The organism is Croceibacterium atlanticum (assembly GCF_001008165.2).
GTDB lineage: Bacteria > Pseudomonadota > Alphaproteobacteria > Sphingomonadales > Sphingomonadaceae > Croceibacterium_C > Croceibacterium_C atlanticum.
Genome location: NZ_CP011452.2, coordinates 1,249,105 through 1,270,150, shown reverse-complemented (window position 1 = coordinate 1,270,150; position 21,046 = coordinate 1,249,105). Strand labels below are relative to the sequence as shown.

The 21,046-nt window shown below is 61.8% G+C and carries 20 protein-coding genes; 10 read left to right on the top strand and 10 right to left on the bottom strand.

Translation table 11 applies throughout. The annotated features are described in order from the left end of the window. Nucleotides 1–64: 64 nt before the first annotated feature. The 5 genes from WYH_RS05980 (at nucleotide 65) to WYH_RS05960 (ending at nucleotide 7,106) form a co-directional block, all read left to right on the top strand. Nucleotides 65–1,438, top strand: a complete 1,374-nt coding sequence (locus WYH_RS05980; protein ID WP_046903116.1) for a class II 3-deoxy-7-phosphoheptulonate synthase — start codon at nucleotides 65–67, stop codon at nucleotides 1,436–1,438. A gap of 162 nt (nucleotides 1,439–1,600) precedes the next feature. Then, nucleotides 1,601–2,833, top strand: a complete 1,233-nt coding sequence (egtB, locus tag WYH_RS05975; protein ID WP_046903115.1) for an ergothioneine biosynthesis protein EgtB — start codon at nucleotides 1,601–1,603, stop codon at nucleotides 2,831–2,833. Then, the gene (gene egtD / locus WYH_RS05970; protein ID WP_046903114.1) at nucleotides 2,833–3,816 is read left to right on the top strand and encodes an L-histidine N(alpha)-methyltransferase; all 984 of its coding nucleotides are present in this window, start codon (nucleotides 2,833–2,835) and stop codon (nucleotides 3,814–3,816) included. Before egtB ends, egtD begins: the two co-directional genes overlap by 1 nt. Nucleotides 3,817–3,879: 63 nt before the next feature. After that, nucleotides 3,880–4,551, top strand: a complete 672-nt coding sequence (locus WYH_RS05965) for a retropepsin-like aspartic protease family protein (RefSeq protein ID WP_046903113.1) — start codon at nucleotides 3,880–3,882, stop codon at nucleotides 4,549–4,551. A 149-nt stretch (nucleotides 4,552–4,700) separates the two neighbouring features. Continuing rightward, nucleotides 4,701–7,106, top strand: coding sequence for a TonB-dependent receptor (locus tag WYH_RS05960; protein WP_046903112.1), 2,406 nt, complete (start codon nucleotides 4,701–4,703; stop codon nucleotides 7,104–7,106). An 82-nt stretch (nucleotides 7,107–7,188) separates the two neighbouring features. Here WYH_RS05960 and WYH_RS05955 read toward each other — a convergent pair whose 3' ends face one another. Further along, a complete protein-coding gene (locus WYH_RS05955) occupies nucleotides 7,189–8,613 on the bottom strand; it encodes a sulfatase-like hydrolase/transferase (RefSeq protein WP_046903111.1) in 1,425 nt (474 codons plus the stop codon). A gap of 23 nt (nucleotides 8,614–8,636) precedes the next feature. Here WYH_RS05955 and WYH_RS05950 point away from each other — a divergent pair, with 23 nt between their 5' ends. After that, a complete protein-coding gene (locus WYH_RS05950) occupies nucleotides 8,637–9,299 on the top strand; it encodes a TetR/AcrR family transcriptional regulator (protein WP_046903110.1) in 663 nt (220 codons plus the stop codon). Here WYH_RS05950 and WYH_RS05945 read toward each other — a convergent pair. Beyond that, complete coding sequence (locus tag WYH_RS05945) at nucleotides 9,290–9,682, bottom strand: VOC family protein (RefSeq protein WP_156320077.1); 393 nt, start codon at nucleotides 9,680–9,682, stop codon at nucleotides 9,290–9,292. The two genes, WYH_RS05950 and WYH_RS05945, sit on opposite strands and share 10 nt — an antisense overlap. 80 nt (nucleotides 9,683–9,762) lie before the next feature. Between WYH_RS05945 and WYH_RS05940 the strand changes: the two genes are divergently transcribed. Beyond that, a complete protein-coding gene (locus tag WYH_RS05940; RefSeq protein ID WP_156320076.1) occupies nucleotides 9,763–11,004 on the top strand; it encodes a lipopolysaccharide biosynthesis protein in 1,242 nt (413 codons plus the stop codon). Here WYH_RS05940 and WYH_RS05935 read toward each other — a convergent pair. The 7 genes from WYH_RS05935 to WYH_RS05905 all read right to left on the bottom strand — a co-directional run bounded on the left by WYH_RS05935 (nucleotide 10,997) and on the right by WYH_RS05905 (nucleotide 17,986). Beyond that, complete coding sequence (locus tag WYH_RS05935; RefSeq protein ID WP_244877972.1) at nucleotides 10,997–11,785, bottom strand: energy transducer TonB; 789 nt, start codon at nucleotides 11,783–11,785, stop codon at nucleotides 10,997–10,999. The two genes, WYH_RS05940 and WYH_RS05935, sit on opposite strands and share 8 nt — an antisense overlap. 73 nt (nucleotides 11,786–11,858) lie before the next feature. Then, complete coding sequence (locus WYH_RS05930; protein ID WP_046903108.1) at nucleotides 11,859–14,066, bottom strand: TonB-dependent receptor; 2,208 nt, start codon at nucleotides 14,064–14,066, stop codon at nucleotides 11,859–11,861. 152 nt (nucleotides 14,067–14,218) lie between these two features. Next, nucleotides 14,219–14,902: a Fe2+-dependent dioxygenase gene (locus tag WYH_RS05925; protein ID WP_046903107.1), complete on the bottom strand. Its 684-nt coding sequence runs from the start codon at nucleotides 14,900–14,902 to the stop codon at nucleotides 14,219–14,221. A 7-nt stretch (nucleotides 14,903–14,909) separates the two neighbouring features. Then, entirely contained in the window at nucleotides 14,910–15,920 is a 1,011-nt protein-coding gene (locus WYH_RS05920; RefSeq protein WP_053833425.1) for an FAD:protein FMN transferase, read from the bottom strand. Next, on the bottom strand, nucleotides 15,917–16,720 hold the full coding sequence (locus WYH_RS05915) for a DUF4198 domain-containing protein (protein ID WP_046903106.1): 804 nt from the start codon (nucleotides 16,718–16,720) through the stop codon (nucleotides 15,917–15,919). The genes WYH_RS05920 and WYH_RS05915 overlap by 4 nt, the downstream gene beginning before the upstream one ends. A gap of 22 nt (nucleotides 16,721–16,742) precedes the next feature. Continuing rightward, complete coding sequence (locus WYH_RS05910; RefSeq protein ID WP_046903105.1) at nucleotides 16,743–17,276, bottom strand: DUF2271 domain-containing protein; 534 nt, start codon at nucleotides 17,274–17,276, stop codon at nucleotides 16,743–16,745. A gap of 17 nt (nucleotides 17,277–17,293) precedes the next feature. Further along, nucleotides 17,294–17,986: a PepSY-associated TM helix domain-containing protein gene (locus WYH_RS05905; protein ID WP_046903104.1), complete on the bottom strand. Its 693-nt coding sequence runs from the start codon at nucleotides 17,984–17,986 to the stop codon at nucleotides 17,294–17,296. Nucleotides 17,987–18,461: 475 nt separating this feature from the next. Here WYH_RS05905 and WYH_RS17260 point away from each other — a divergent pair, with 475 nt between their 5' ends. Genes WYH_RS17260 through WYH_RS05890 form a run of 3 tightly spaced genes read left to right on the top strand, consistent with a single transcriptional unit; the run spans nucleotide 18,462 to nucleotide 20,223 of the window. Beyond that, the gene (locus WYH_RS17260; protein WP_046903103.1) at nucleotides 18,462–19,232 is read left to right on the top strand and encodes an MFS transporter; all 771 of its coding nucleotides are present in this window, start codon (nucleotides 18,462–18,464) and stop codon (nucleotides 19,230–19,232) included. Next, nucleotides 19,229–19,816 carry an MFS transporter gene (locus tag WYH_RS17255; protein ID WP_046903102.1) on the top strand — a complete coding sequence of 196 codons (588 nt, stop codon included), beginning with the start codon at nucleotides 19,229–19,231 and terminating at the stop codon, nucleotides 19,814–19,816. The genes WYH_RS17260 and WYH_RS17255 overlap by 4 nt, the downstream gene beginning before the upstream one ends. Then, nucleotides 19,816–20,223 (top strand): nuclear transport factor 2 family protein, encoded by a 408-nt coding sequence (locus WYH_RS05890; RefSeq protein ID WP_046903101.1) that lies wholly within the window; start codon nucleotides 19,816–19,818, stop codon nucleotides 20,221–20,223. Before WYH_RS17255 ends, WYH_RS05890 begins: the two co-directional genes overlap by 1 nt. Here the strand turns inward: WYH_RS05890 and WYH_RS05885 are convergent. After that, complete coding sequence (locus WYH_RS05885; RefSeq protein WP_046903100.1) at nucleotides 20,220–21,035, bottom strand: nuclear transport factor 2 family protein; 816 nt, start codon at nucleotides 21,033–21,035, stop codon at nucleotides 20,220–20,222. The two genes, WYH_RS05890 and WYH_RS05885, sit on opposite strands and share 4 nt — an antisense overlap. Nucleotides 21,036–21,046: the final 11 nt, after the last annotated feature.

Here is a 21,046-nt window from a genome sequence, read left to right as displayed (position 1 = left end):
CTCGACAAGCGTAGGGGCGCTGCCCAATTTAACCCTGAAAAACCGTATTTTGGACTATTAGCCCGTGGCACAGAACTGGACACCCGACAGCTGGAAGAACTTCGAAGCGAAGCATCTTCCGGCCTATCAAGACGCAGAAGCGCTGAAGACGGCGGAGAGCACGCTCGCCGCGTTCCCGCCGCTCGTCTTTGCGGGAGAGGCGCGCGCGCTGAAATCCGAACTGGCGGAAGTGTGCGAAGGCCGCGGTTTCCTGCTGCAGGGCGGCGATTGCGCGGAAAGCTTCGCGGAATTCCACCCGAACAATATTCGCGATACGTTCCGTGTGCTGCTGCAGATGGCGGCGGTGATGATCTTCGCCAGCAAGATGCCGGTGGTGAAGGTTGGCCGCATGGCCGGCCAGTTCGCCAAGCCGCGCAGCTCCCCCACGGAAACCCAGGGTGATGTGACCCTGCCGAGCTATCTCGGCGATATCATCAACGGCATCGAATTCGACGAAGCCGGACGGCAGAACGATCCGGAACGGATGATCCGCGCCTATAGCCAGGCGGCCGCAACGCTGAACCTGCTGCGCGCCTTCGCCGGGGGCGGATACGCCAATCTCCGCCAGGTCCATAACTGGACGCTGGATTTCATGGGCCGCAGCCCGTGGGCCGATCGCTTCAGCGATATTGCCGACCGCATTGGCGAAGCGCTGGACTTCATGGAAGCCTGCGGCATCGATCCGGAAACCACGCCGCAACTCAAGAGCTCGCCTTTCTACACCAGCCATGAAGCGCTGCTGCTGCAATATGAAGAAGCGCTGACGCGGCAGGATTCGCTGACCGGGGAATGGTTCGACACTTCGGCCCACATGTTGTGGATCGGCGACCGGACCCGTTTCGAAGGCAGCGCCCATGTCGAATATCTGCGCGGTGTCGGCAACCCGATCGGCATGAAATGCGGACCGAGCCTGGAACCGGATGCGCTGCTGCGCATGCTGGACGTGCTCAACCCCTCGCGCGAGCCGGGGCGGATGACGCTGATCAGCCGTTTCGGGCATGAAAAGGTCGAAGCCGGCCTGCCGAAACTGGTCCGCGCCGTGAAGCGCGAAGGCCACCCGGTCGTGTGGAGCTGCGACCCGATGCACGGCAATGTCATCAAGGCGGAAAGCGGCCTGAAGACGCGCCCGTTCGATCGGATCCTGTCCGAAGTGAAGGGCTTCTTCGCCGTTCACCGGGCCGAAGGCACCCATGCCGGCGGCGTCCATATCGAGATGACCGGGCAGGACGTGACCGAATGCACGGGCGGCGCTGTCGCCATCACCGATGAAGCGCTGGCTGACCGTTACCGGACCCATTGCGACCCCCGGCTCAATGCCGCGCAGTCGCTGGAACTCGCCTTCCTGGTGGCCGAGATGCTCAATCTCGAAGTGCAGGAACGGCAGAAGGACGCGGCCTGATTTTTCCTTTCCCTCCGGGCTTTCCGCCCGGAGGGAAATGGGGAACAAAGCGGCCTGCCCGTCTTTCTATCGTAACGGCGGACCGTGATGGTCCTGTCGGAAGGGAGGGGTGGAACCATCGCATCGTCGCATTCAAACGCCGTTGCCCCGGATCAGCGCAACATGTCCTTGGCCGAAAGATATGCGGCGACCAGACGGCTGAGCGAAAAGCTGGCCGAGCCTCTGTCCGAAGCGGATGCCACGATCCAGTCGATGCCGGATGCATCGCCCGCGAAATGGCACCTGGCGCACACGACCTGGTTCTTTGAAACCTTCCTTCTGCGTGACAGCCTGCCCGGTTACCGCCTGCATGATGAACGCTGGCCGTTCCTGTTCAATTCCTATTACGAAGCGGAAGGCGCGCGCATTGCGCGCAAGGATCGCGGCCTGATTGCCCGCCCGTCGCTCGACGAGGTGCATGACTGGCGCGAAGCGGTGGACGAGGCGATCCGGCCTTTGCTGGATGATCCCGCCCATGCCGATCTGATCGAACTGGGTATTGCCCATGAGCAGCAGCATCAGGAATTGCTGCTGACAGACATCAAGCACGCATTCTTCAAGAACCCGCTGGGCCCGGCCATGTGGCGCGGCCGCCATGCGCATGAGGATGAGCAGGCGGGCGGCGTCGGCCTGGCTGACGGGCCGGATTGGCACCAGCATCCGGGCGGAATCGCGCTGATCGGGCACCAGGAGGGCGGTTTTGCCTTCGACAATGAAGGCCCGGCCCATCGCGTGCTGCTGGAACCTTTTGCCCTGCGCGGCACGCTGGTGACCAATGGCGAATGGGATGGCTTCATCGCCGATGGCGGCTATCGCACGGCGTCGCTCTGGCTGTCCGACGCTTGGGACTGGGTCCGGCGCTGCAACATAGAGGCGCCGCTTTACTGGCGCGATGGCGAACATTTTACCCATTGCGGCTGGGAAGAACGCGATCCCGATGCGCCCGTAACGCATATTTCCTATTACGAGGCGGATGCCTTTGCCAGCTGGGCGGGGATGCGTTTGCCGACAGAATTTGAATGGGAAGCGATTGCCCGCGGGCAGGATTCCCCCGGCCATCCGGCAGATGGCGGCAATCAGCTGGATGAAGCCGCACCGCCATTGCCGCGCGGCGGGCATGATCTGTTTGGCGATTGCTGGCAATTCACCCGCTCCGCCTATTTGCCCTATCCCCGTTTTGCCCCGGCCGAAGGCGCGGTGGGCGAATATAATGGCAAGTTCATGGCCGGGCAGTGGGTGCTGAAAGGGGCGAGCTGCACCACGGTGCGCGGCCATTCGCGCCCGTCCTACCGCAATTTCTTCTATCCCCAGCAACGCTGGCAATTCACCGGGCTGCGCCTGGCAAGGGATGTGTGATGAGTGAAGCAGGCCTCGCCTATGTGGAACTGGACGAGGAAGGCGTGAACAAGGCCTTCCGGCAGGATGTGCTGGAAGGGCTGGCGCAGCGGCAGAAGGCCGTTCCTGCCCGCTGGCTTTATGACGATGCCGGATCGCAATTGTTCGAGGATATCACCGATGTTCCCGAATATTACCCCACTCGGGCGGAGCGGGAGATACTGGAAAGCCGGCAGCAGGATTTTGCCAGGCTGATCGGGCCGGGCCGGGCCGTGGTGGAATTCGGCTCCGGCTCTTCGGTCAAGACCCCGCTCCTGCTCGGTGCGATCGACCCGGCGGCCTATGTTCCGCTGGACATTGCCGGCGATTTCTTGCGCGCCGCGGCAGAGGATCTGGCTGCCAAGTTCCCCGGATTGCCGGTCTATCCGGTGGAGGCGGACTTCATGAAGCCCGTCAAGCTGCCGAAAGAAGTGGCGGAATTGCCCAAGCTGGGTTTCTTCCCCGGATCGACCATCGGCAACATGGTGGCGCGCACTGCGGTGGACCTGCTGCGATCCATGCGGGAAACGCTGGGCGACGGATCGAAGCTGCTGATAGGCATGGATCTGATCAAGGATCCGGACGTGCTGATCGCCGCCTATGACGATTCGCGCGGGATCACGGCGGAGTTCAATCTCAACCTGGCACGGCGGATCAATCGCGAACTTGGCGGCACGATCCCGGTGGACAGGCTGCGCCATGTCGCCCGGTGGAACGATACTTTTGCCCGGATCGAAATGCATCTGGAAGCGCAGGAGGATCTGGAATTCGAAGTTTCCGGACGGCGCTTCGCGATGCAGCGCGGAGAGACGATTCACACGGAAAACAGCCATAAATTCGACCGGCGCAGCCAATATACATTGCTGCTGGCCGGTGGCTGGACTCCGGAGGAACGGTGGCTGGACAGCGGGGATCGCTTCTCCCTGATCCTCGCCAGTGCCAGCGAAAGGCGCAACGCACCCTGACCGGGAAGGCCGAAGGCAAATCGGCTCATCGTAAAGCAAGCTCCGGCATACTATATCCGGATCATGGACTTGGCTTTCCTCTGGGATCAGCTGGCGAACACCATTCAGGCTCTGCCGCAATCGGGCCTGCTGCTGGCGGCGCTTGCCGCAATGGCGGTTGGCCTGCTGGGCGGAATGCTGATGCGCAGCATCCCCGCTCTGGGCCGCCTGCTGCGTGTTTTCAGCACGCTGGGCCTGATGGCTGTGCTGGTGATGGTGGTGCTGCAGGTTTCTCGCATGGATCCGCGCTTCGACATGGCAGTGCCCGAAATTGGCCTGCCGCGACAGGTGGTGGAAGGCGGGGAAACGCGCGTCCGCATGGCGCCGGACGGGCATTTCTGGCTGCGGGCGGAGGTCAATGGCCATCCGGCGGATTTCCTGGTGGACACGGGCGCGACATTGACGGCGGTTTCGGCAGGAACGGCCAGCGCCGCCGGGCTTGAACCCCGGCGGGGCGGTGTCCCGGTGAGAATGCAGACTGCCAATGGTTCGGTCGCGGCGGAGATCGCGGCGATTGACGATCTGCGTTTTGGCAATGTGTCCGCGCGCGGTCTGGATGCGGTCATCGCGCCGGGGCTGGGCAATACCAATGTGATCGGCATGAACCTCCTCGGCCGGCTCGCATCCTGGCGGGTAGAGGGGGATACGATGATTCTCGTCCCCCATGATCCGCAAATCATGCCGCAGGGATCGTAGCCCGCACCTTATCAGGCGTTACAAAATCGTCACGGTCGTTAGGATAATCTAACGGTCGTTAGATTTTGTCTTGCATCATCTCCCATAGGTTTCCTACCGGCCGCCCAACGGCCCAGAACCCCCTTCGAGGCCCTTTGGGAGAGCATTTGATGAATTTTCGTACCCGCCCGAATTCCCTCAAGTCCATTTATGGCGCCACGGTGGCATCGCTCGCGCTGGTCGCGGCTACACCGGCTCTGGCGCAGGATCAGGCTGCGGAACAGGACGATGCGGGCGCCAGCGATGACTATGGCTCCGCCATTGTCGTGACCGCGCAGTTCCGTGAACAGAACCTCCAGGAAACGCCGATCGCCATCACGGCGGTCAATGCCGCGACGCTGGATGCGCGCGGTCAGGGCAGTGTGGAGGATCTGGGCGATTTCGCGCCCAACGTCGCGCTGGAACCGGCCACCGGCCTGCAGGGCAATTCCATCGCCGCCTTCATTCGCGGTATCGGCCAGGCAGACGCCAGCTTCGCGCTGGAACCGGGCGTGGGCATCTATATCGACGATATCTATTACGGCACGACCTTTGGTGCCGTCATGGATCTGACCGATCTCGACCGTGTCGAAGTGCTGCGCGGTCCGCAGGGCACGCTGGCTGGCAAGAACTCCGTCGGCGGCGCGGTCAAGCTCTATACTGAAAAGCCGGACGGTTCGGGCGATGGCTTCATCGAGGCTACCTATGGCCGTTTCGACCGGCTCGACTTCCGCGGCAGCGCCGATTTCACCATTGCGGAGGATCTGTTCGCCCGCGTTTCCGGCGTGTCCAAGAGCTCTGACGGCTACATGACGCGTCTCGATTATGGCTGCGTCTATCCGGATTCAGGCATTCCGACACAGGGAACCGGCGAAAAGGATTGCAAGCTCGGCACCGAAGGCGGGCGTGACCTGCAGGCCGTGCGTCTGGCCCTGCGCTACGCTCCTTATGATTCGCCGTTCGAGATCAACCTTCGCGCGGATTACGCTTCGGACAATTCCGAAACCGTCGCCAGCAAGCTGATCTATGCCGACAATCCCAATGTGCGTTTCTACGATGCGGATAATGCGGCAGGCGGAATTCCTTTCGACAGCCGTTTCATCACGGGTCCGGAAAGCTACACCACCTATGCCACCTATGGCACGGGCGGCAATTACACGACCGACTTCGGCACGCTGTACCAGGTGGCGCCGGGCGGCTTCCAGACCGCGCCCAAGGCATCGACTGAAAGCTGGGGCCTGTCCGGCAAGGTGGATGTTGAACTCAGCCCCACGCTGAACCTGACCTCCATCACCGGCTATCGTGTGGCTGACGGCAGCAGCGGTATCGATGTGGACGGCGCGCCGGTGGCCCTGTTGCTGCAGGATTTCAATTACCGGCACGAACAGTTCACGCAGGAAGTCCGCCTGTCCGCCGAGATTGCTGACGGGCTGATCGATGCGACCGTGGGCGGGTTCTATTACGACGCCAACGATACGCTGTCGGGCCGCACCGCGATCCCGACCCTGCTGTTCGATTTCTATCAGAAGGATGCTGTCACCAATCGCAGCGTATCCGCTTTCGGCCATGCCGAAATCAATGTCACCGACCGCCTCGGCATTGTTGCCGGTGTTCGCTACACCGATGACAAGAAGGTGTATAAGTACACCCGCACCAATGTGGACGGGACGCAGCCTTCGGGTATCCCGCTGACGGAAAACTGGCTGATTGTCGGGCTGGACGGTCTGCAGGGTGAATTTGTCGGCGATCGGTTCGATTATCGTATCGGCGCCAATTACGACGTTACCGACGACGTGATGGTCTATGCCCAGGTTGCCACCGGCTTCAAGGGCGGCGGCATCAATCCGCGTCCGTCCGCGCCGGACCAGGTCCAGGATTTCGGCCCGGAAAAGGTCACGACCTATGAAGCCGGCTTCAAGTCCGAACTGCTGGACAGCCGCGTGCGCCTGAACGGTGCGGTGTTCCTGAACGATTACAGCGATATCCAGCTGGTGCGTTATCAGTGCCCGCAGAGCGTGGTGAATGCCTGCTCGATCCCGTCCAATGCGGGTGATGCCGAAATCTTCGGTTTCGAACTGGAAGGCTTCTTCGAGCCGGTCGACAATTTCCAGATCGACGCATCGGTCGGTTATCTGGATTTCGATTATACCGAAATCACCAACCCTTCGACGCTGGTGACAGAGGATATGATCGCGCCCTTTATCAGCAAGTGGCAGGCTTCGGCCGGCGTGCAATATGTCGCCGAATTCAACAGCGGTGCGACTGTGACCCCGCGCCTCGACTGGTCGTATCGGACGGATTTCTTCTACAATTCGATCAACAATCCGTACAATCTGATCGATGGCTATCACATGGTGAATGGCCGCGTGACTTATGACAGTGCCGACGGCAACTGGTCGCTGAGTGCTGCCGTGTCCAATCTCTTCGACAAGTTCTATTACACGGGCAAGGCGGAGAATCTGGGCAGCTACGGCGTCGTCACCGGCAATCCGGGCCGTCCCCGCGAATGGTCCTTCACCCTGCGTCGCAATTTCTGATCCACGGATCGGATATCGAACAGTAAAAGGGGCGGTACCTTCGGGTGCCGCCCCTTTTTACTTGGGCCGACGGCGCACGGCGTCAGTCGTTCCAGCCGAAATGGTCGGCCAGCATTTCCGGTGTGAAGCCATAGCTGGGGGCATCCGGATCATGCAGCATATTGGCATCCCACGTGTCGAAGGCAGTTTTCAGCTCGGCAAATTTCTCTGGCATCCGATCCTTCAGATTGCCGCGTTCCAGCGGATCTTCGATTATGTTGAACAGATATTCGTGCCCGCCGATCGAAAGATATTTGTATGCGCCGCGCCGGGCGGCCTTCTGGTCCCTGTTCTTGAACCGCCAGAACTGCGTCCGTTCGGGCATGGCGGCGCCTGTCAGGGCGGGGCGTATATCGATTCCGTCGCTGGGATAATCAGGCGCGGGGGCCGTGCCCGCCGCGGCGAGGAAGGTGGGCATGAAATCCATCGACATGACCGGGGCAGTGCTTTCGCTGCCCGGCGCGGTCAGCCCCGGCCATTTCACGATCAGCGGAACGCGTAATCCGCCTTCCAGCAATTCGGTCTTCATGCCGGTGAAGGGCCAGTTGAAGGAAAAGCGTTCGCCGCCATTATCGCTGGTGAAGACGATCACCGTATTATCGGCCAGGCGCAGCTCCTCCAGCCGGTCGAGCACGCGGCCGACATTGCTATCCAGCGAAGTGACCATGCCGGCATAGGTTTCCATGTCACCGCCATCGAAATGGTCGATATGCAGTTCGCCATTGGCCGGTTTGCGGGCAATGCGCGCACTTTCGGCCCGGCCTTTGTCGTCATTGGCTTCCCATGGCCAGTGTGCGGCGGTGAAATGCAGGCTGAGCAGCCAGGGCCGGTCTTCCTTCGCCCGGTCTTCCAGGAAGCGGATCGACCGATCGGCCAGCAGATCGGTGTAATAACCGTGTTGCTCCACCTTCACATCGCCGTCCCACAGATCGGGATTGCCCATGATGGCATGGGTGAAATAATCCACGCCGCCCCCGCGATTGCCCCAGAATTCGTCATATCCGCTTTGCAGGGGGCCGAAATCGGGCAACATTCCCATATGCCATTTGCCGACCAGCCCCGTGTGATATCCCTGCTGACGCAGTAGGGAAGGCAAGGTGGGATGATCCGGCGGCAGGCCCAGGCCCGGGCGGCGCAGCGGTTCATCCAGACCGGCGGGAATTCGATATTGATAACGTCCGGTGATCAGGCCGATGCGCGTTGCGCTGCATACCGCGCTGTTGGCATAGCCATGGGTGAACTTCATCCCCTGTGCGGCCAGATTGTCCAGCACGGGTGTTTCATATTCTTCCCGCCCATAACAGGAGAGATCCGCGTAACCGAGATCGTCAGCCATGATGAACAGGAAATTGGGTTTCCTTGCCGTTCCCTGGGCAAAAGCTGGCATGGACACGGCCAGCGCCGCGGCACCCGCCGCACTGGCCATTGCACCGCGGCGCGTGAAAGAAGATGTTGTATGAGTAGCCATTATCCTTACCTCCCGTTAAAGATGTGAATACCAATTCTCATTCTTCGATCAAGCTGAACGGCATACTGTCCCGTCCGCTCGCCCCGCGGCAGGAACGCAGTCGCGAGACGGAACAGCGCTTCCTGGCGGCTGCCAGGGAGTTGTTGCGCGAACGGAGTTTCAGTGACTTGTCGGTGGCCGAACTGGCGGCAAGGGCCGGGCGGTCCGTGGGCGTTTTCTATCGCCGCTTTCCCAGCAAGGAGGAATTTCTCGACTTGCTGATGCGTAATTATTTCATGCGCGGGATCGAATTGTGCGAAAAGGTGCAGCCGTCAGCGGATCCGGCCGCGACCTTTTCTGAATGCCTGCACGCCTTCTATCGGCACATCGTCGACAATCGCAATCTGTGGCATGCGGCCTTGCAGCAATCGGCAAATGATCCGGACTACTGGACGCGCTATGGCGCTTATCGGGAGGCGGGGAAGGCGACGATCCATGCCAAGGTGGAAGAAGCGCGGGGCCGCGTGCTGACACCGGAGGAAATGCGCCGCCTCGCGCTGTCCCAACAGGTTTTCAACAGCGTCATCAACAATCAGATCATCAACGCACCGGGGCCGCTGGAACTGGAAGATGCTGATTTTTTCCCGCAGCTTTGCGAAATCGTGCTGGATATCGCACGGCTGGACCGGCTGCGGGATCAGGCTTGAGGGAGCTGGACCAGCTCTATCTCATGCCCTTCGGGGCTTTTCAGAAGCGCCACCAGGACGCCGCCCGCATCGAATATGCCTGTCACCCTTGCTGCCCCGCATTCCAGGGCTTTTTGGTGGCTGGCCTCGATATCGTCGCAGAACAGGCCGACCGGGCCGTGGCTGTTGCCGATTGAGAACGGGCCGCCATTCCTGCTTTGCACCAGCAGCAAATTGGGGCCTTCTTCCTGACCTGGCACGGCAAGTATATGTTCCACGAAGCTGTCCTCGTCGAAAGTCCGTGTCACGATGAAGCCGAACGCTTCCTGCCAGAACGCAAGGGCAGGGGCCATTTCCGGCACGTTCAACTTCATGAAACCGAGACGGACAGCGGGTGCGGTCATGCAAATCTCCTCCGGTTTCTCCCTGCGCCCTGCGCTTGGATTTTGCAATTATCGGGAGCTTGCGGCATGGCGCGCCCACGATGATCCGCCGCGCATTGCAGAACACCGGCTGGCTGATGGGCGCGCGCGGTATAAACGCGGTGCTCAGTCTCGGCTATCTCGCTCTGGCGACCCGTTCGCTGGGGCTGGAAGGCTTCGGCAATTTCATCCTGATGATTACTTTCGCCCAGGCGATGACCGGCCTTGTCTCCTTCCAGACATGGCAGGCCGTGGTGCGCTGGGGCCAGCGGGAAGAACGGGCGCAGGATGCGGTGGGTTTCGCCATTGCGCTGGATATTCTTTCCATCGCGGTGGGGGCGGTTGCGGCGGCATTGCTGCTGTTTCCCCATGAACAATGGCTGCCCCTGCCATATGATCTGCGTGACGAGGCATATGCCTATGTGATCGTTTCGCTGCTTGCCCTGCGATCCACGCCCACCGGCATTCTCCGCCTGCGGGACCGTTATGCCAAGGCGGCGACAGCCGATTCCGTGACATCCATCGTGCGCATTATCGGCGCGAGCATTGCGGCGATCTTTTCGCCCACCATACCCAGCTTCCTGCTGGCCTGGGCCGCGGCGGAACTGGCAACGGCGGGCACATACTGGGCCTTCGCACTGGCGACGCAAAAGGTACGGCTGGGCCATATCAGCCTGTTCCGCCTGCCGCGGAATGAGAAGGGGGCATGGGGCTTCGTCTGGGGAACGAGCCTTTCGGGCGTCTTGCTGATTTCGTCCCGGCAAGTGTTGATCCTGCTGGTGGGCGCGATTGGCGGGGCGGCGCTGGCCGGGATCTATCGCGTTGCCGCGCAATTGGGCGAAGGGCTGCTCAAGCTGGCTCAGGCCTTGCTGCGGGCGACCTATCCCGAACTTGTGCGTGATCCGGAGGCTGCGCGCCACATCGCATCGCGTATTGGCCGGATCGCGTTGTTCACCGGCGTGGCGGCCGTCGCCTTGTCCGCCATGGCGGGGCATTGGGTGATCAAGGCCGTTGCAGGCGGAGAATATATCGCCGCCTATGGGCCGATGATCCTGCTGTCGGCAGCCGCAGCCGTGGAACTGGCCGGTGCCACATTGGAAGCCCTGCTGGTTTCGCGCGGCCATGCGCTGCGCAATTTCCTGCTTCGGGCAGTGCCGACCGGGCTGGCGCTGGTCACCCTGCCATGGACGGTGGAGCGTTTCGGGGTGGCCGGGGCAGCGGGCGCCGTGCTTGTGGCGAGCGTTCTGACGGTGAGCGGACTGGTATTCGCCAATCGCGAGAAGCGGATAAAACCGATCAGCTGAGCGAGAAGGTTACCGGGACGATCACCCATGCCTCGCACGGGGAACCGGCCCGGCTTGCCGGGAGGAAGCGCCATTTGCGCACTGTCTTCACAGCAGCCTTGTCCAACCGCTCAAAACCGCTCGTTTCCTCGATCTGCAATTGCTTGGCATGGCCATCCGCGCTGACCAGCACCTTCAGCATCACCACGCCTTCTTCCCGCGCCTTGCGCGAAAGATAGGGGTAGGATGGGCCGGGATTGCCAAGCTGCGCTGCGCTGAAATCAGGCGGAACGACTGGCGCAGGCGCGGCCGCGCGTGGCGGGGCAGCGGGCGCAGGCGGCTGGACGGAAACGGCCGCCGGGGCCGGGCTGGAAATTGAAAGGTCAACCGGCGCCGCCGCCACGGGAACCGGGCGGGGCAGGGCAATGGGCGGCGCTGGCGCAAGGATGGGCGCGGCCTGCTGCGTCGCCGGTTCTGGCGGCGTTTCCGCCGGGGCAGGGGGCGGAGGGGGCGGCGTCGTGACGGAGAAAGTCGTCAGTCGTTCTTCCCGATCGCGGGCCTGTGCGCTGTAACGGGCCGTGGCCAGAACGGCGATCACCACCAGGTGAAACAGGACGATTCCAGCCATCACCGTCAGACGGGGGCGGTGCGCTTCGCCATAGCGGCCGCCGGATATCGTGGGCGGGGTTTGCGCCTCGATGGCGCCCGGGGCGCCCGCCACATGTCCCGCATTGCGGTTGACTGGCGGCGCCCCGTCGCCCGATCCAGCGCTCGCGAAGGCTTCAAGATGCATGACTCTCATCATCGGCTTTCAGGCTTGATGTTGCAAGTCACTTTCATTTGCGAAGTATCCTCCGCGAGCGCATTGATCAGTCTCAATAACGCGCGGTAAGCGTTACGAGAGCCTGGCGGCCTGCGCCGGGCACCGCGAAATGCGGGTTCCGAAGTTTCACGATGTAGCGTTCGTCGAAGACATTGTTGACGTTCACCCGCAGGGCGAAATTGTCGTTGATGTCATACTGCGCATTGGCATCCACACGGATATAGCCATCGGCCGAAACGAGATTGCCGGCATCGGCATATCGTTTGGAAGAGCCATATGCGCCGCCGCCAATGCTCAGCTTCGGCGTGACCTGCCAGCCAATGGTCGCGGCGAAATTGTGCTTCGGCGTCTGGGGCAGGGGATTGCCTGCATTTTCGGACCCATCGCGCAATTCGCTGTCCACGAAAGTATAGCCGACCATCATCGATACCGGCCCGACAATACCCGAAGCGCCCAGTTCGAAACCCTGGCGGCGGCCGGCATCCAGCACATCGGTGATCTCGCCCGCCGGATCGCTGACCGTGATATTGTTGCGGTCGATGCGGAAGATCGCGCCGGTCAGCAGCAAGCCGCCGCCGAACAGTTCGGCCTTGGCGCCTGCTTCCCAGTTCTCCGTCGTCTGCGGTTCGTAATATTCATTGTTGGCGCTGATATTTTCCGCCCCTTCGCCGATGGTCGTGCCCGGAGGGGTCTTGGCATTGGCATAGGAGACATAGAGGCTGACGGCATCGTTCGGCTTGTACACGGCGCCGCCCTGCCAGGACCAGAAGCTGGCGCTGTTGGAAGCGTCATAGGGGCCGCCACGACCGGAACCGGAGCCGGAAGCGCTGAAATCCGTCCAGCGGATGCCGCCATTCAGCAACAACGCATCGCTGAGCGTGATCGTATCGAACAGATAGAGGCTGTATTCCCGCGCGCTGGCCAGCGAAGGCGTATCGCGCAGCGTGATGGAACCATCCCACGGATCCGCCGGATCGGGATTGCTCAGACTGGTGCAATTATAGGAGGAAAGCGCCCCGTCCAGCTCGCAGCCGGTGCCCGGACCGCTGTAGCGATAATTGCCGGTGTCGACATTGTAGCCGAAATTGGTGGAATCCGTGTCGTTGAATTCAAAACCGGCGGCAAGGCTGTGCCCGATCGATCCGGTTTCGAAAATGGCGGACAGGTTGGTGTTGCTGACCACGCCATCGGCCTTTGAATTGCGGCTCTTGATGTTGCGCCAGACATAGCCTGCGGCGACATTGCCCGCGCTGTCATCGGGATTGGTGACGATGTAATCGTTGCGCGTATCGCTGTGGCGCGTGGTGTTGGACAGAACGACGCCCGGCGCCAGTTCCAGCTGCGCCTTCAGAGTGACCGCATCGACATTGGTCTTCTGGAAATCGCGCGAAAGCAGGCCGTAGAAATTGTCATAATCGACATCCGCCGGACGGCGTTTGCCATCGGGCAATTGGCCACGGGCGGTGAGGGGGACGCCGTAATCCGGCATCGCGTCTGTTTCGTAGTGATAATAGTCGAGCGAGAAGGATAGCGGGCCACCCAGGCCGACGCTGATCGACGGGTTCACGCCCCAGCGGTCATCAAACACGCCATCGCGCCCGGCCACTTCGGAATCGTGATACATGCCGACAACGCGGACAGCGACATTATCGGCGATCTGCTGGTTCACATCGCCGACGATGCGGACGAGGTCGGACGTGCCGGCCGTCAGCTGCGCAGTGCCGAAATTGCCTTCGCGCGCGGTCTTGGTGACGAGGTTGATGGCGCCTGCCGCCGCGCCGCGGCCGCCAAAGGCACTGCTCGGCCCCTTGGACACTTCGATGGATTCCAGCGCGAAGCTTTCACGCGTTTGCGAACCGATGTCGCGCACGCCATCCACGAATACGTCGCCCGTGGCGTCCGTACCGCGAATGAAGGGGATGTCGGCGCTTGCCACGCCGCCTTCACCTGCGCCCAGAGTGATGCCCGGCACGGTCCGCAGTGCTTCTTCCACGGAGAAGGATGCGGTGTCCTGCAACACGTCTTCCGTCACGACATTGACGATGCGCGGCGTGTTCAGGATCGGCGCGGTGGCCTTGGGGGAGGAAATCTCCTCCGCCTTGTAGCTTTCATTCACTGCCGTGTCGGTGACTGTCACGCCTTCCAGCCGAGTCGGCTGCGACTGGTCCTGCGCCATGGCCGGCGCGCTGGCGATGAAGCCCACGCAGCCGAGTGCGACGAAGCTGCCCGCGGTGCGGCGTGCATTGCCCTTGTTTCTCATGATGCCCCTTCTGTCTGGCCTGTTATATGATGCCGGGCGCTATCGCGAGTCATTCGCGTCAGGTCAATACAAATGAGAATTATTTGCAGTAAGAGAATCTATCGAAAGGCCGGGTTTGACCAATAAATTGATTTTAGGTGATTTCGGCTGGATCAGGCGTCCGCCCAGCGCCGCATGAGATTGTGATAGAGATTGGTCAGTTCCATCACCACGGCATCCTCGCCGCCTCTTTCCCCGCTCAGCGCGCGGATGCTGCGATCCAGGCGATAAAGCTGCTCCCGCTCGCCATCGTCGCGCACCATGCTCTGCAACCAGAAGAAGCACGCCGTCCGCGCGCCCCCGGTCACGGGTTCCACGCGGTGCAGGCTGGATGCCGGGTAAAGCACCATGTCGCCCGCATTCAGCTTCACGCGATGTTCGCCGAACAGATCCTCCACCACCAGTTCCCCGCCTTCATAGGCTTCGGGCGGTTCGAGGAAGAGCGTGCAGGACAAATCGCTGCGGATACGGAATTCGGTGCCTTTCACCTGCCGGATCGAATTATCGACATGATTGCCGAAAGTCTCGCCCTGGCCATAGCGGTTGAACAGCGGCGGAAAGACCTTGAGCGGCAGGGCCGCGGCGATGAATTCCGGCGTCTGGCCGATCGCATTCAGCACCATCTGCCCGGCCTCGGCCGCAGCTTCGCAATTCTGTTTCAGCTGGTGGTTACGCTTGGCAAGGCGCGACTGGTGGCCCGACGTTTCGTTTCCATCCACCCATGGGCCGGCATCGATGATTTCGCGAATGCGGCGCACGCCCTCTGCATCAAGGACATTTTCAATCTTCAGCATCATGGCGTGTTCAATCCAGCCAGGCCCGCCATGCCGTGCTGGTCAATGTCTGTTTTTCCAGCACGATACGGGCGGGAATGTCATTCCATTCGGCAAAAGCCAGGCCACCGGCGGGGCCAAGCACGGTGATTGCCGTGGCCAGTGCATCGGCATCCATGCACAGCCTGGCCAATACGGTCACGCTTAGAATAGCGTCATCCAGCGGGCGGCCGCTTTGCGGGTCTATCGTATGCGACCAGCTGCGGCCCGCGATTTCGCGGCGGCGGCGATAATTGCCGGAACTGGCAATGCTCCACCCGCTCAGCGCGACGCGGGCAGTGGGTGCGTTGGAGCCGGGCGGGACTTCCACATCGACCCACCATGGCAGGCCGATGGCCTGCACGCCCAATCCGCCCAGTTCGCCGCCCACTTCCAGCAGGGCGTGTTCGATCCCGTGGCGGCGCAATGTGGCGAGCCCCATGTCCACGGTGAAGCCCTTGGCAATGCCCGACAGGTCCAGCTGCAATCCGCCGGGCTGCACCAGGGTTTCACCCTCTATGGCGATGGCGGTCCAGTCATATGGACGGTTCAGCGTCTCCTGTTCCGGTGCGCTGGCCGGTGTGGGCGCGGCGCCAAATCCCCAGGCCTCGCTCGCCTGGCCCAGCGCCGGATCGAAGGCGCCGTCGCTTTTCTCCGCGACTTTCAGCGCATGGTTCAGGACGATGCGAAACTGCGGGGATATGGTGTGCCTGCTGCCGCTTTCGCCGCGATTGAAGCGACTGATTTCGGAATCCGGTTCCCACTGGCTCATCTGCGCGCAGATATTGGTGAAGACGGCCTGCAGCGCCCCTTCGATCCGCGCATCTTCCACGCCCTGTGGCACCACGGCGGTCAGCGACCAGCCCGTTCCCAGTGCTTCCCCGCCCAGCGACATGGTCCGGCCCGCGGGAAGCGGGCAGACGCTGTCGGGATCGAGATCGGAGGGGACGAGCAATTCGGCCACGTCCCCCATCTCGTCATCCGGGCGGGGCTGGATGGTCACAGGGGCATGAACTCCAGAACCGCGGTGTAGGATGCCCGGCGATCGATCCCGTCGGCATTCTTGCCGCCGGCCTGCGCTGCTTCGATGTAATACATTCCGGGCTCGTCAACGCTCAGCGTCACCATGCCATCGGCATCGGTGGTCAGCATCTGGATGCCGGCATCGTCGCGCCAGCGCGTATCGCCCTTCACGAATTCCAGCTCCATATTGGCAGCGGGCTGGCCATCCATGAGGAAGCGCATCTGCGCTGCTTCGCTGGTCACGAGATCGTTGGGGTGGGTGACGGGGACCATTTCCAGCCCGTTATTGGTCGGCTGCAGCGCCGTGTCCGTGGGCGCGCCCAGCGTCACGAAGGTTTCAACGCGCTGTGCATTCTCGCTCAACCGGACATTGGTTGCGCCTTCGGGCACTTCATCCGCGCCGCCGCGAATGCGGAACCGCTTGCCGTCCAGCTCATACATGCCGCCAATTCCGTTGGAGGCGATGGCGATGCGATAGGTGCCCTGCTGCATCATCGGCACGTCGAACGCGCTGCGCAGGTCCCCGGTGCCGAGCACCTTGGCATCCACCGGCTGACCGTCCGGCCCGGTGATGACCAGCTCTTCCAGGCCGAGCGGGCGATGTTCGAACAGGAACAATTCGTTCGATGCGGCGGCATCCACGCTGACCGTGGCGCTCTCGCCGGAATAGGTCGTCATGGTCGGCAGCAGCCAGCGACGATGCGCTTCGGCCTTGCCTGGAACGAGTGTGGCGAGGCCGACAGCGAGGCCGGCGGCGATGAGGCTGGGCTTGGCGAACATGGAAGGTTCTCCCGTCAGGTGATTAGGGTTTGATGGTCAGGCGGATGGTGCCGAGTTCGGAACTGCCCTTGGCGGAGGCAGTCTTGCTGCCGCTGGGCGGCCACTGGAATGGGATGGTCACGACTTCCCGGCCGCCCACTTCGCGTGCCGCCTCGACCTGCAATTTATACGATCCGGCGGGCAGTTTGCTCAGCGGCTTCCTGCCTTCGGTAAATTTCAGTTCATAGCTGCCCGGTGCCTGTGTGGGGCCGGAAACTCCGTTTACCGGCATTTTCAGCGATCTGCCCGCACGGCGCCACCACAGGCGCAGGTCGGAAAGCCATTTCGTGCCTTCCTCGGTCCCTTTCAGATCGACATCATACCAGACATCCAGATTGGCCACGGCCTTGCCCGCTGCGTCCTCGATCCAGATCGCGACATAGGGATTGTGATATTCCGCCACCCGCAGGCGCGGAATTTCGACCGTGATGGTCATGTCATTGGCGGCGGCGGGCGCGGCGGCGAGGCCGGTCGCCGCGGCAATGCCGGTAATGGCAATGGGTGTGGATTTGCGCATGATGGGTCCTTTGCGGATCAATGCATGATGAAGACGAGCAGGAAGAGCGGGATGAGGAAACCCGCCCCCACGATTGGCCAGGTGGAGGGGCGCCGCCTGGCATGGACCTGCAACAGCAGAAGTCCGGTCAGGCTGAAGATGACGCAGGCTGCCGCGAAAATATCGATGAACCAGGACCAGGCCATGCCCGTGTCGCGGCCCTTGTGCAGATCGTTGAGATAGGCAATCCAGCCGCGATCCGTGTCTTCGTGGATCACGTCGCCGGTTTCGCGGTCTATCGCGATCCAGCCATCGCCACCCGCGCGGGGCAGGGGGATATAGAGTTCCAGTTCGCTCCATTCAGGAACGCGGCCGGACAGGGAAACACCCAGTTCATCGGCGACCCACTGCGCCACCGGCTCCGGCACGGGGGCCGGTGCTTCGTCCGCGGGCGTGGAAACCGGCGCGCCATCCAGTGCGGCCAGCGTTTCCTGCGGCATGACCAGTTCGCGGGTTTCAATCGCCGGCTCCGCCTCGATCGAACCGGCATGGTTGAGCGTGATCCCGGTTACGGCGAAGAGAATCATGCCGACCAGGCAGATCGCGCTGCTCATCCAGTGCCAGGTGTGGAACTGGCGTTTCCAGAAGGCCGGAATCCCCTGTTTCTTTGGCTTTTCCTGCCGTTTGCGGGGCGCTTCCCCGGTAGGGATCTGGTCGAATTGGGGTTTCATCTGATGGTTTTTTCGGTCCGTGTGGACCCCGCCAATGATGCAATTGAGAATAAAGATCAATAGCTGGGGTGGCGCATAAGCTGATTTCGCGGAAGGTCCAGGCGCTCGTTCATCTCGGTTGACAGCCCCGATTTCAGGGCGCAGAAATATTGCGACTAACTCGCAATAGCAGGTTTTCCACTATGTCCGTGCATTCAACATTCCCCGAACCCGGTGCAATCGGCGGGTGCGGCTCCTGGCAGGGCAGTTCCGCTGGCAGTACCCGGCTGGCGATACCAGCCTGCGCCGTTCTCGCCCGGTCTTTCCAGGCAGTTCACGGCGCGGAGATGCGCCCGGTGCGCGCACGCGGTGGAAACATCGATCCGTCAATTCCCCGATGATGATCTCCAGCCTTAAGAGATCATTGATCGATCAAGATATGTGCTGCTAAGCTCTCCTGCGCGACTTTTAAAAGCCGCCTGGGAGAGAACAGAAATTGAACCGTTTTGATGTCGAGGCTTTCATCGATCGCCAGCCGATCGGTCGCAACCAACTCGTAGTTCTGCTGGTTTGCGGACTGGTCTGTTTTATCGACGGGTTCGATATTTTCATGATCGGCAAGATCGCCCCCGCGATCGCGGCCGATTTCGGCCAGCCGCCGGAAGCGATGGCCTTCCTGTTCGTCTGCCAGCAGATCGGCCTGGCGGCGGGTGCGTTCCTGGTTTCGCCGCTGGCGGACAGGTTCGGCCGCAGGCGGATGCTGATCTGGTGCTGCGCTGCTTTCGGCGCGATCACGCTGGGCAGCGTCTATGCGCAGACATTGGACCAGCTGGCCATTTTGCGCGGCATCGCCGGGCTGTTCATGGCGGCCGGATTGCCCATGGCGCTCGCCCTCATTGCGGAGACGACGCCGGATCGGCGGCGCTCCACCTTCATTGCCCTGTCACTGGCCGGCTATTCCAGCGGAAGCGCGGCCAGCGGGGCCGTGGCCGCATGGCTGATCGACCTTTATGGCTGGGAAAGCGGCTTCTGGATCGGCGGCATCGTGCCCCTGCTGTGCATTCCATTGCTGATGTTCTTCGTGCCGGAATCGATCAAATTCCGGGCGGAGCGGAACCCGAATGACCCCACCATCGCCGGCACTCTTCGCGGGCTCGATCCCGGCATCGAGTTGAAGGGGGACGAAGTCTTCGTCCTGGGCGAGGGCAATGAGAAAGGTCGCAAGGCACGTCTCACGGATATCTTCTCCGAAGGCGGGGATGGATGACTGCGGTGTTGTGGGCCGCCTGCCTCCTTTCGATGACCAATATCGCGTTGATGAGCGCGTGGCTGCCGACCTTCTTCCAGGAAATGGCGGGAATTCCGATTCAGGAATTCGCCATCTCCGCGATGATCGCCTATCTCGGCGGTGTCGCCGGGACGCTGAGCATCGGTTATCTGATGGATCGTTTCAGCGCCACCAGGCTGATCCCGCTCTATTATCTGGGTTTGTGCGCGGCTCTTCTCGGCATGGCCTATGTGCCTTTCGAAGCGCAGATATTCATCGGCATCCTGATTTTCTGGAGCTTCGTGCAAACCGGCGGGCAGGCCGGGCTCAACACGCTGATCACCCAGATATATCCGCCGCGTATGCGCAGCACGGCGCTGGGCTGGGCAGGCGGCGCGGGCCGTGTAGGCGGTGTTCTGGCGCCGCTTTATGGCGGCTTCGCGATTGCCCAGGCCTATTCCCTGCAGCTCACCCTGATACTGGCCGCGATAGTGCCCCTGACGGTGGCCGTGCTGATTGCATTTCTGGGAGTTGCCAGCCGTCAACAGGATGCGGAGCTGGAAAAGGTTCCGGCAGCGGTCTGATGAAGGATCCGGAACCCGGCAGCCGCGCGTGGTTTGAAGCCTATCTCGCGGCGTTCAACGCCGGGGATGCCGCCAGCTTCGGCAGTTTCTACGATCCGGATCTGATATTCGAAGGGCAGGCAGCCAGCCTTTCCGGCCGCGAAGCTGTGCTGGATTTCTACCGCCTGGTGCACTCGCGCATTGACGAGACGGTGGAACTGCTGACCTTCGTGGGATCGGCCAGCCATTGCGCGGCGGAGTTGGCCACCACGCTGGAGCCGCTGGAGGACTGGCCGGATTTCCCCACCGGGCCGCTGAAAACGGGCGAACAGAGACGAAGCGTCAATTTCGCCTTCTACGATTTGCGGGAAGGGCGCTTCGCCCGGATCCGTTCCGCCCGGTACTGGCGGGAAGAACCGGGCTCTTAGCCGCCGACCTTCTGAACTTCACCCGCACGGGCAACCCGGATCGAAGAGATCAGCCCGTCCCGCAGCGTGTAATAAACGAAGACGCGCACTTCCACGGCTTCCCCCTTCGCCAAGGGTGCGACCACAAAATCGGCCGCGTCCACCTGCGCCGTGAACCGGCTGGTGGAATCCACGAAGATGGCTTCATCGTCAGCCAGCAGCTTGTGAATGGTCAGCTGTTCGCGCACCCGTTCGAACATGGGCTGGTAGAAATCGATGATGCCCTGCTTACCCTCTATCAGCGGCAAGGCGTTGAGCTTCAGCGTGACATCGTCGGTATAAAAGGCGGAAAACCGTTTGTGATCCGCATTGCTGAATGCTGCCGTATAAGCGAGATAGGCCGCCTTCTGGCTTGGATGTCCACCCAGGCGCGGTGCCTTGGTGACGCCGTATTCAGGCGGCCATGTCATCGAATGCAGCGCGGCGATCTTTTCGTCGCGCAGCGTGTAGGTGACGTGGAACTTCACCGTCACGCTGTCGCCTGGAAAGAGATGGCCGAAGGGGAAATCGGGCCGCTCCCTGGTGGCGTGGAAATCCATGTCCACATCGGCGAACAATATGTCGCCTTCCCGCGCATAATGCTGCACCCGCATCACTTCGCGCACGCCATCATGCGCCCAGGCGAGGAATTCCCGCAGGCCGTCCTTGCCATGGTGGCGGCGTGTGCCGCCGGTAAAGGTCAGGTCTTCATGATAGAAGCGATCCACCAGGGCATCGTCATCGCCCGAATTGAAGACTTCTATATAGTCAGGATAGCTGAACTGCCGGGTCATGGTGCAGCCTC

Coding starts and splice junctions, on each gene's coding strand:
- egtD (WP_046903114.1), top strand. CDS start 2,833: ATGAGTGAAGCAGGCCTCGCCTATGTGGAACTGGACGAGGAAGGCGTG.
- egtB (WP_046903115.1), top strand. CDS start 1,601: ATGTCCTTGGCCGAAAGATATGCGGCGACCAGACGGCTGAGCGAAAAG.
- WYH_RS05960 (WP_046903112.1), top strand. CDS start 4,701: ATGAATTTTCGTACCCGCCCGAATTCCCTCAAGTCCATTTATGGCGCC.
- WYH_RS05955 (WP_046903111.1), bottom strand. CDS start 8,613: ATGGCTACTCATACAACATCTTCTTTCACGCGCCGCGGTGCAATGGCC.
- WYH_RS17255 (WP_046903102.1), top strand. CDS start 19,229: ATGACTGCGGTGTTGTGGGCCGCCTGCCTCCTTTCGATGACCAATATC.
- WYH_RS05940 (WP_156320076.1), top strand. CDS start 9,763: ATGATCCGCCGCGCATTGCAGAACACCGGCTGGCTGATGGGCGCGCGC.
- WYH_RS05910 (WP_046903105.1), bottom strand. CDS start 17,276: ATGCGCAAATCCACACCCATTGCCATTACCGGCATTGCCGCGGCGACC.
- WYH_RS05965 (WP_046903113.1), top strand. CDS start 3,880: ATGGACTTGGCTTTCCTCTGGGATCAGCTGGCGAACACCATTCAGGCT.
- WYH_RS05925 (WP_046903107.1), bottom strand. CDS start 14,902: ATGATGCTGAAGATTGAAAATGTCCTTGATGCAGAGGGCGTGCGCCGC.
- WYH_RS05945 (WP_156320077.1), bottom strand. CDS start 9,682: ATGACCGCACCCGCTGTCCGTCTCGGTTTCATGAAGTTGAACGTGCCG.
- WYH_RS05885 (WP_046903100.1), bottom strand. CDS start 21,035: ATGACCCGGCAGTTCAGCTATCCTGACTATATAGAAGTCTTCAATTCG.
- WYH_RS05930 (WP_046903108.1), bottom strand. CDS start 14,066: ATGAGAAACAAGGGCAATGCACGCCGCACCGCGGGCAGCTTCGTCGCA.
- WYH_RS05935 (WP_244877972.1), bottom strand. CDS start 11,785: ATGAGAGTCATGCATCTTGAAGCCTTCGCGAGCGCTGGATCGGGCGAC.
- WYH_RS05905 (WP_046903104.1), bottom strand. CDS start 17,986: ATGAAACCCCAATTCGACCAGATCCCTACCGGGGAAGCGCCCCGCAAA.
- WYH_RS05890 (WP_046903101.1), top strand. CDS start 19,816: ATGAAGGATCCGGAACCCGGCAGCCGCGCGTGGTTTGAAGCCTATCTC.
- WYH_RS05915 (WP_046903106.1), bottom strand. CDS start 16,720: ATGTTCGCCAAGCCCAGCCTCATCGCCGCCGGCCTCGCTGTCGGCCTC.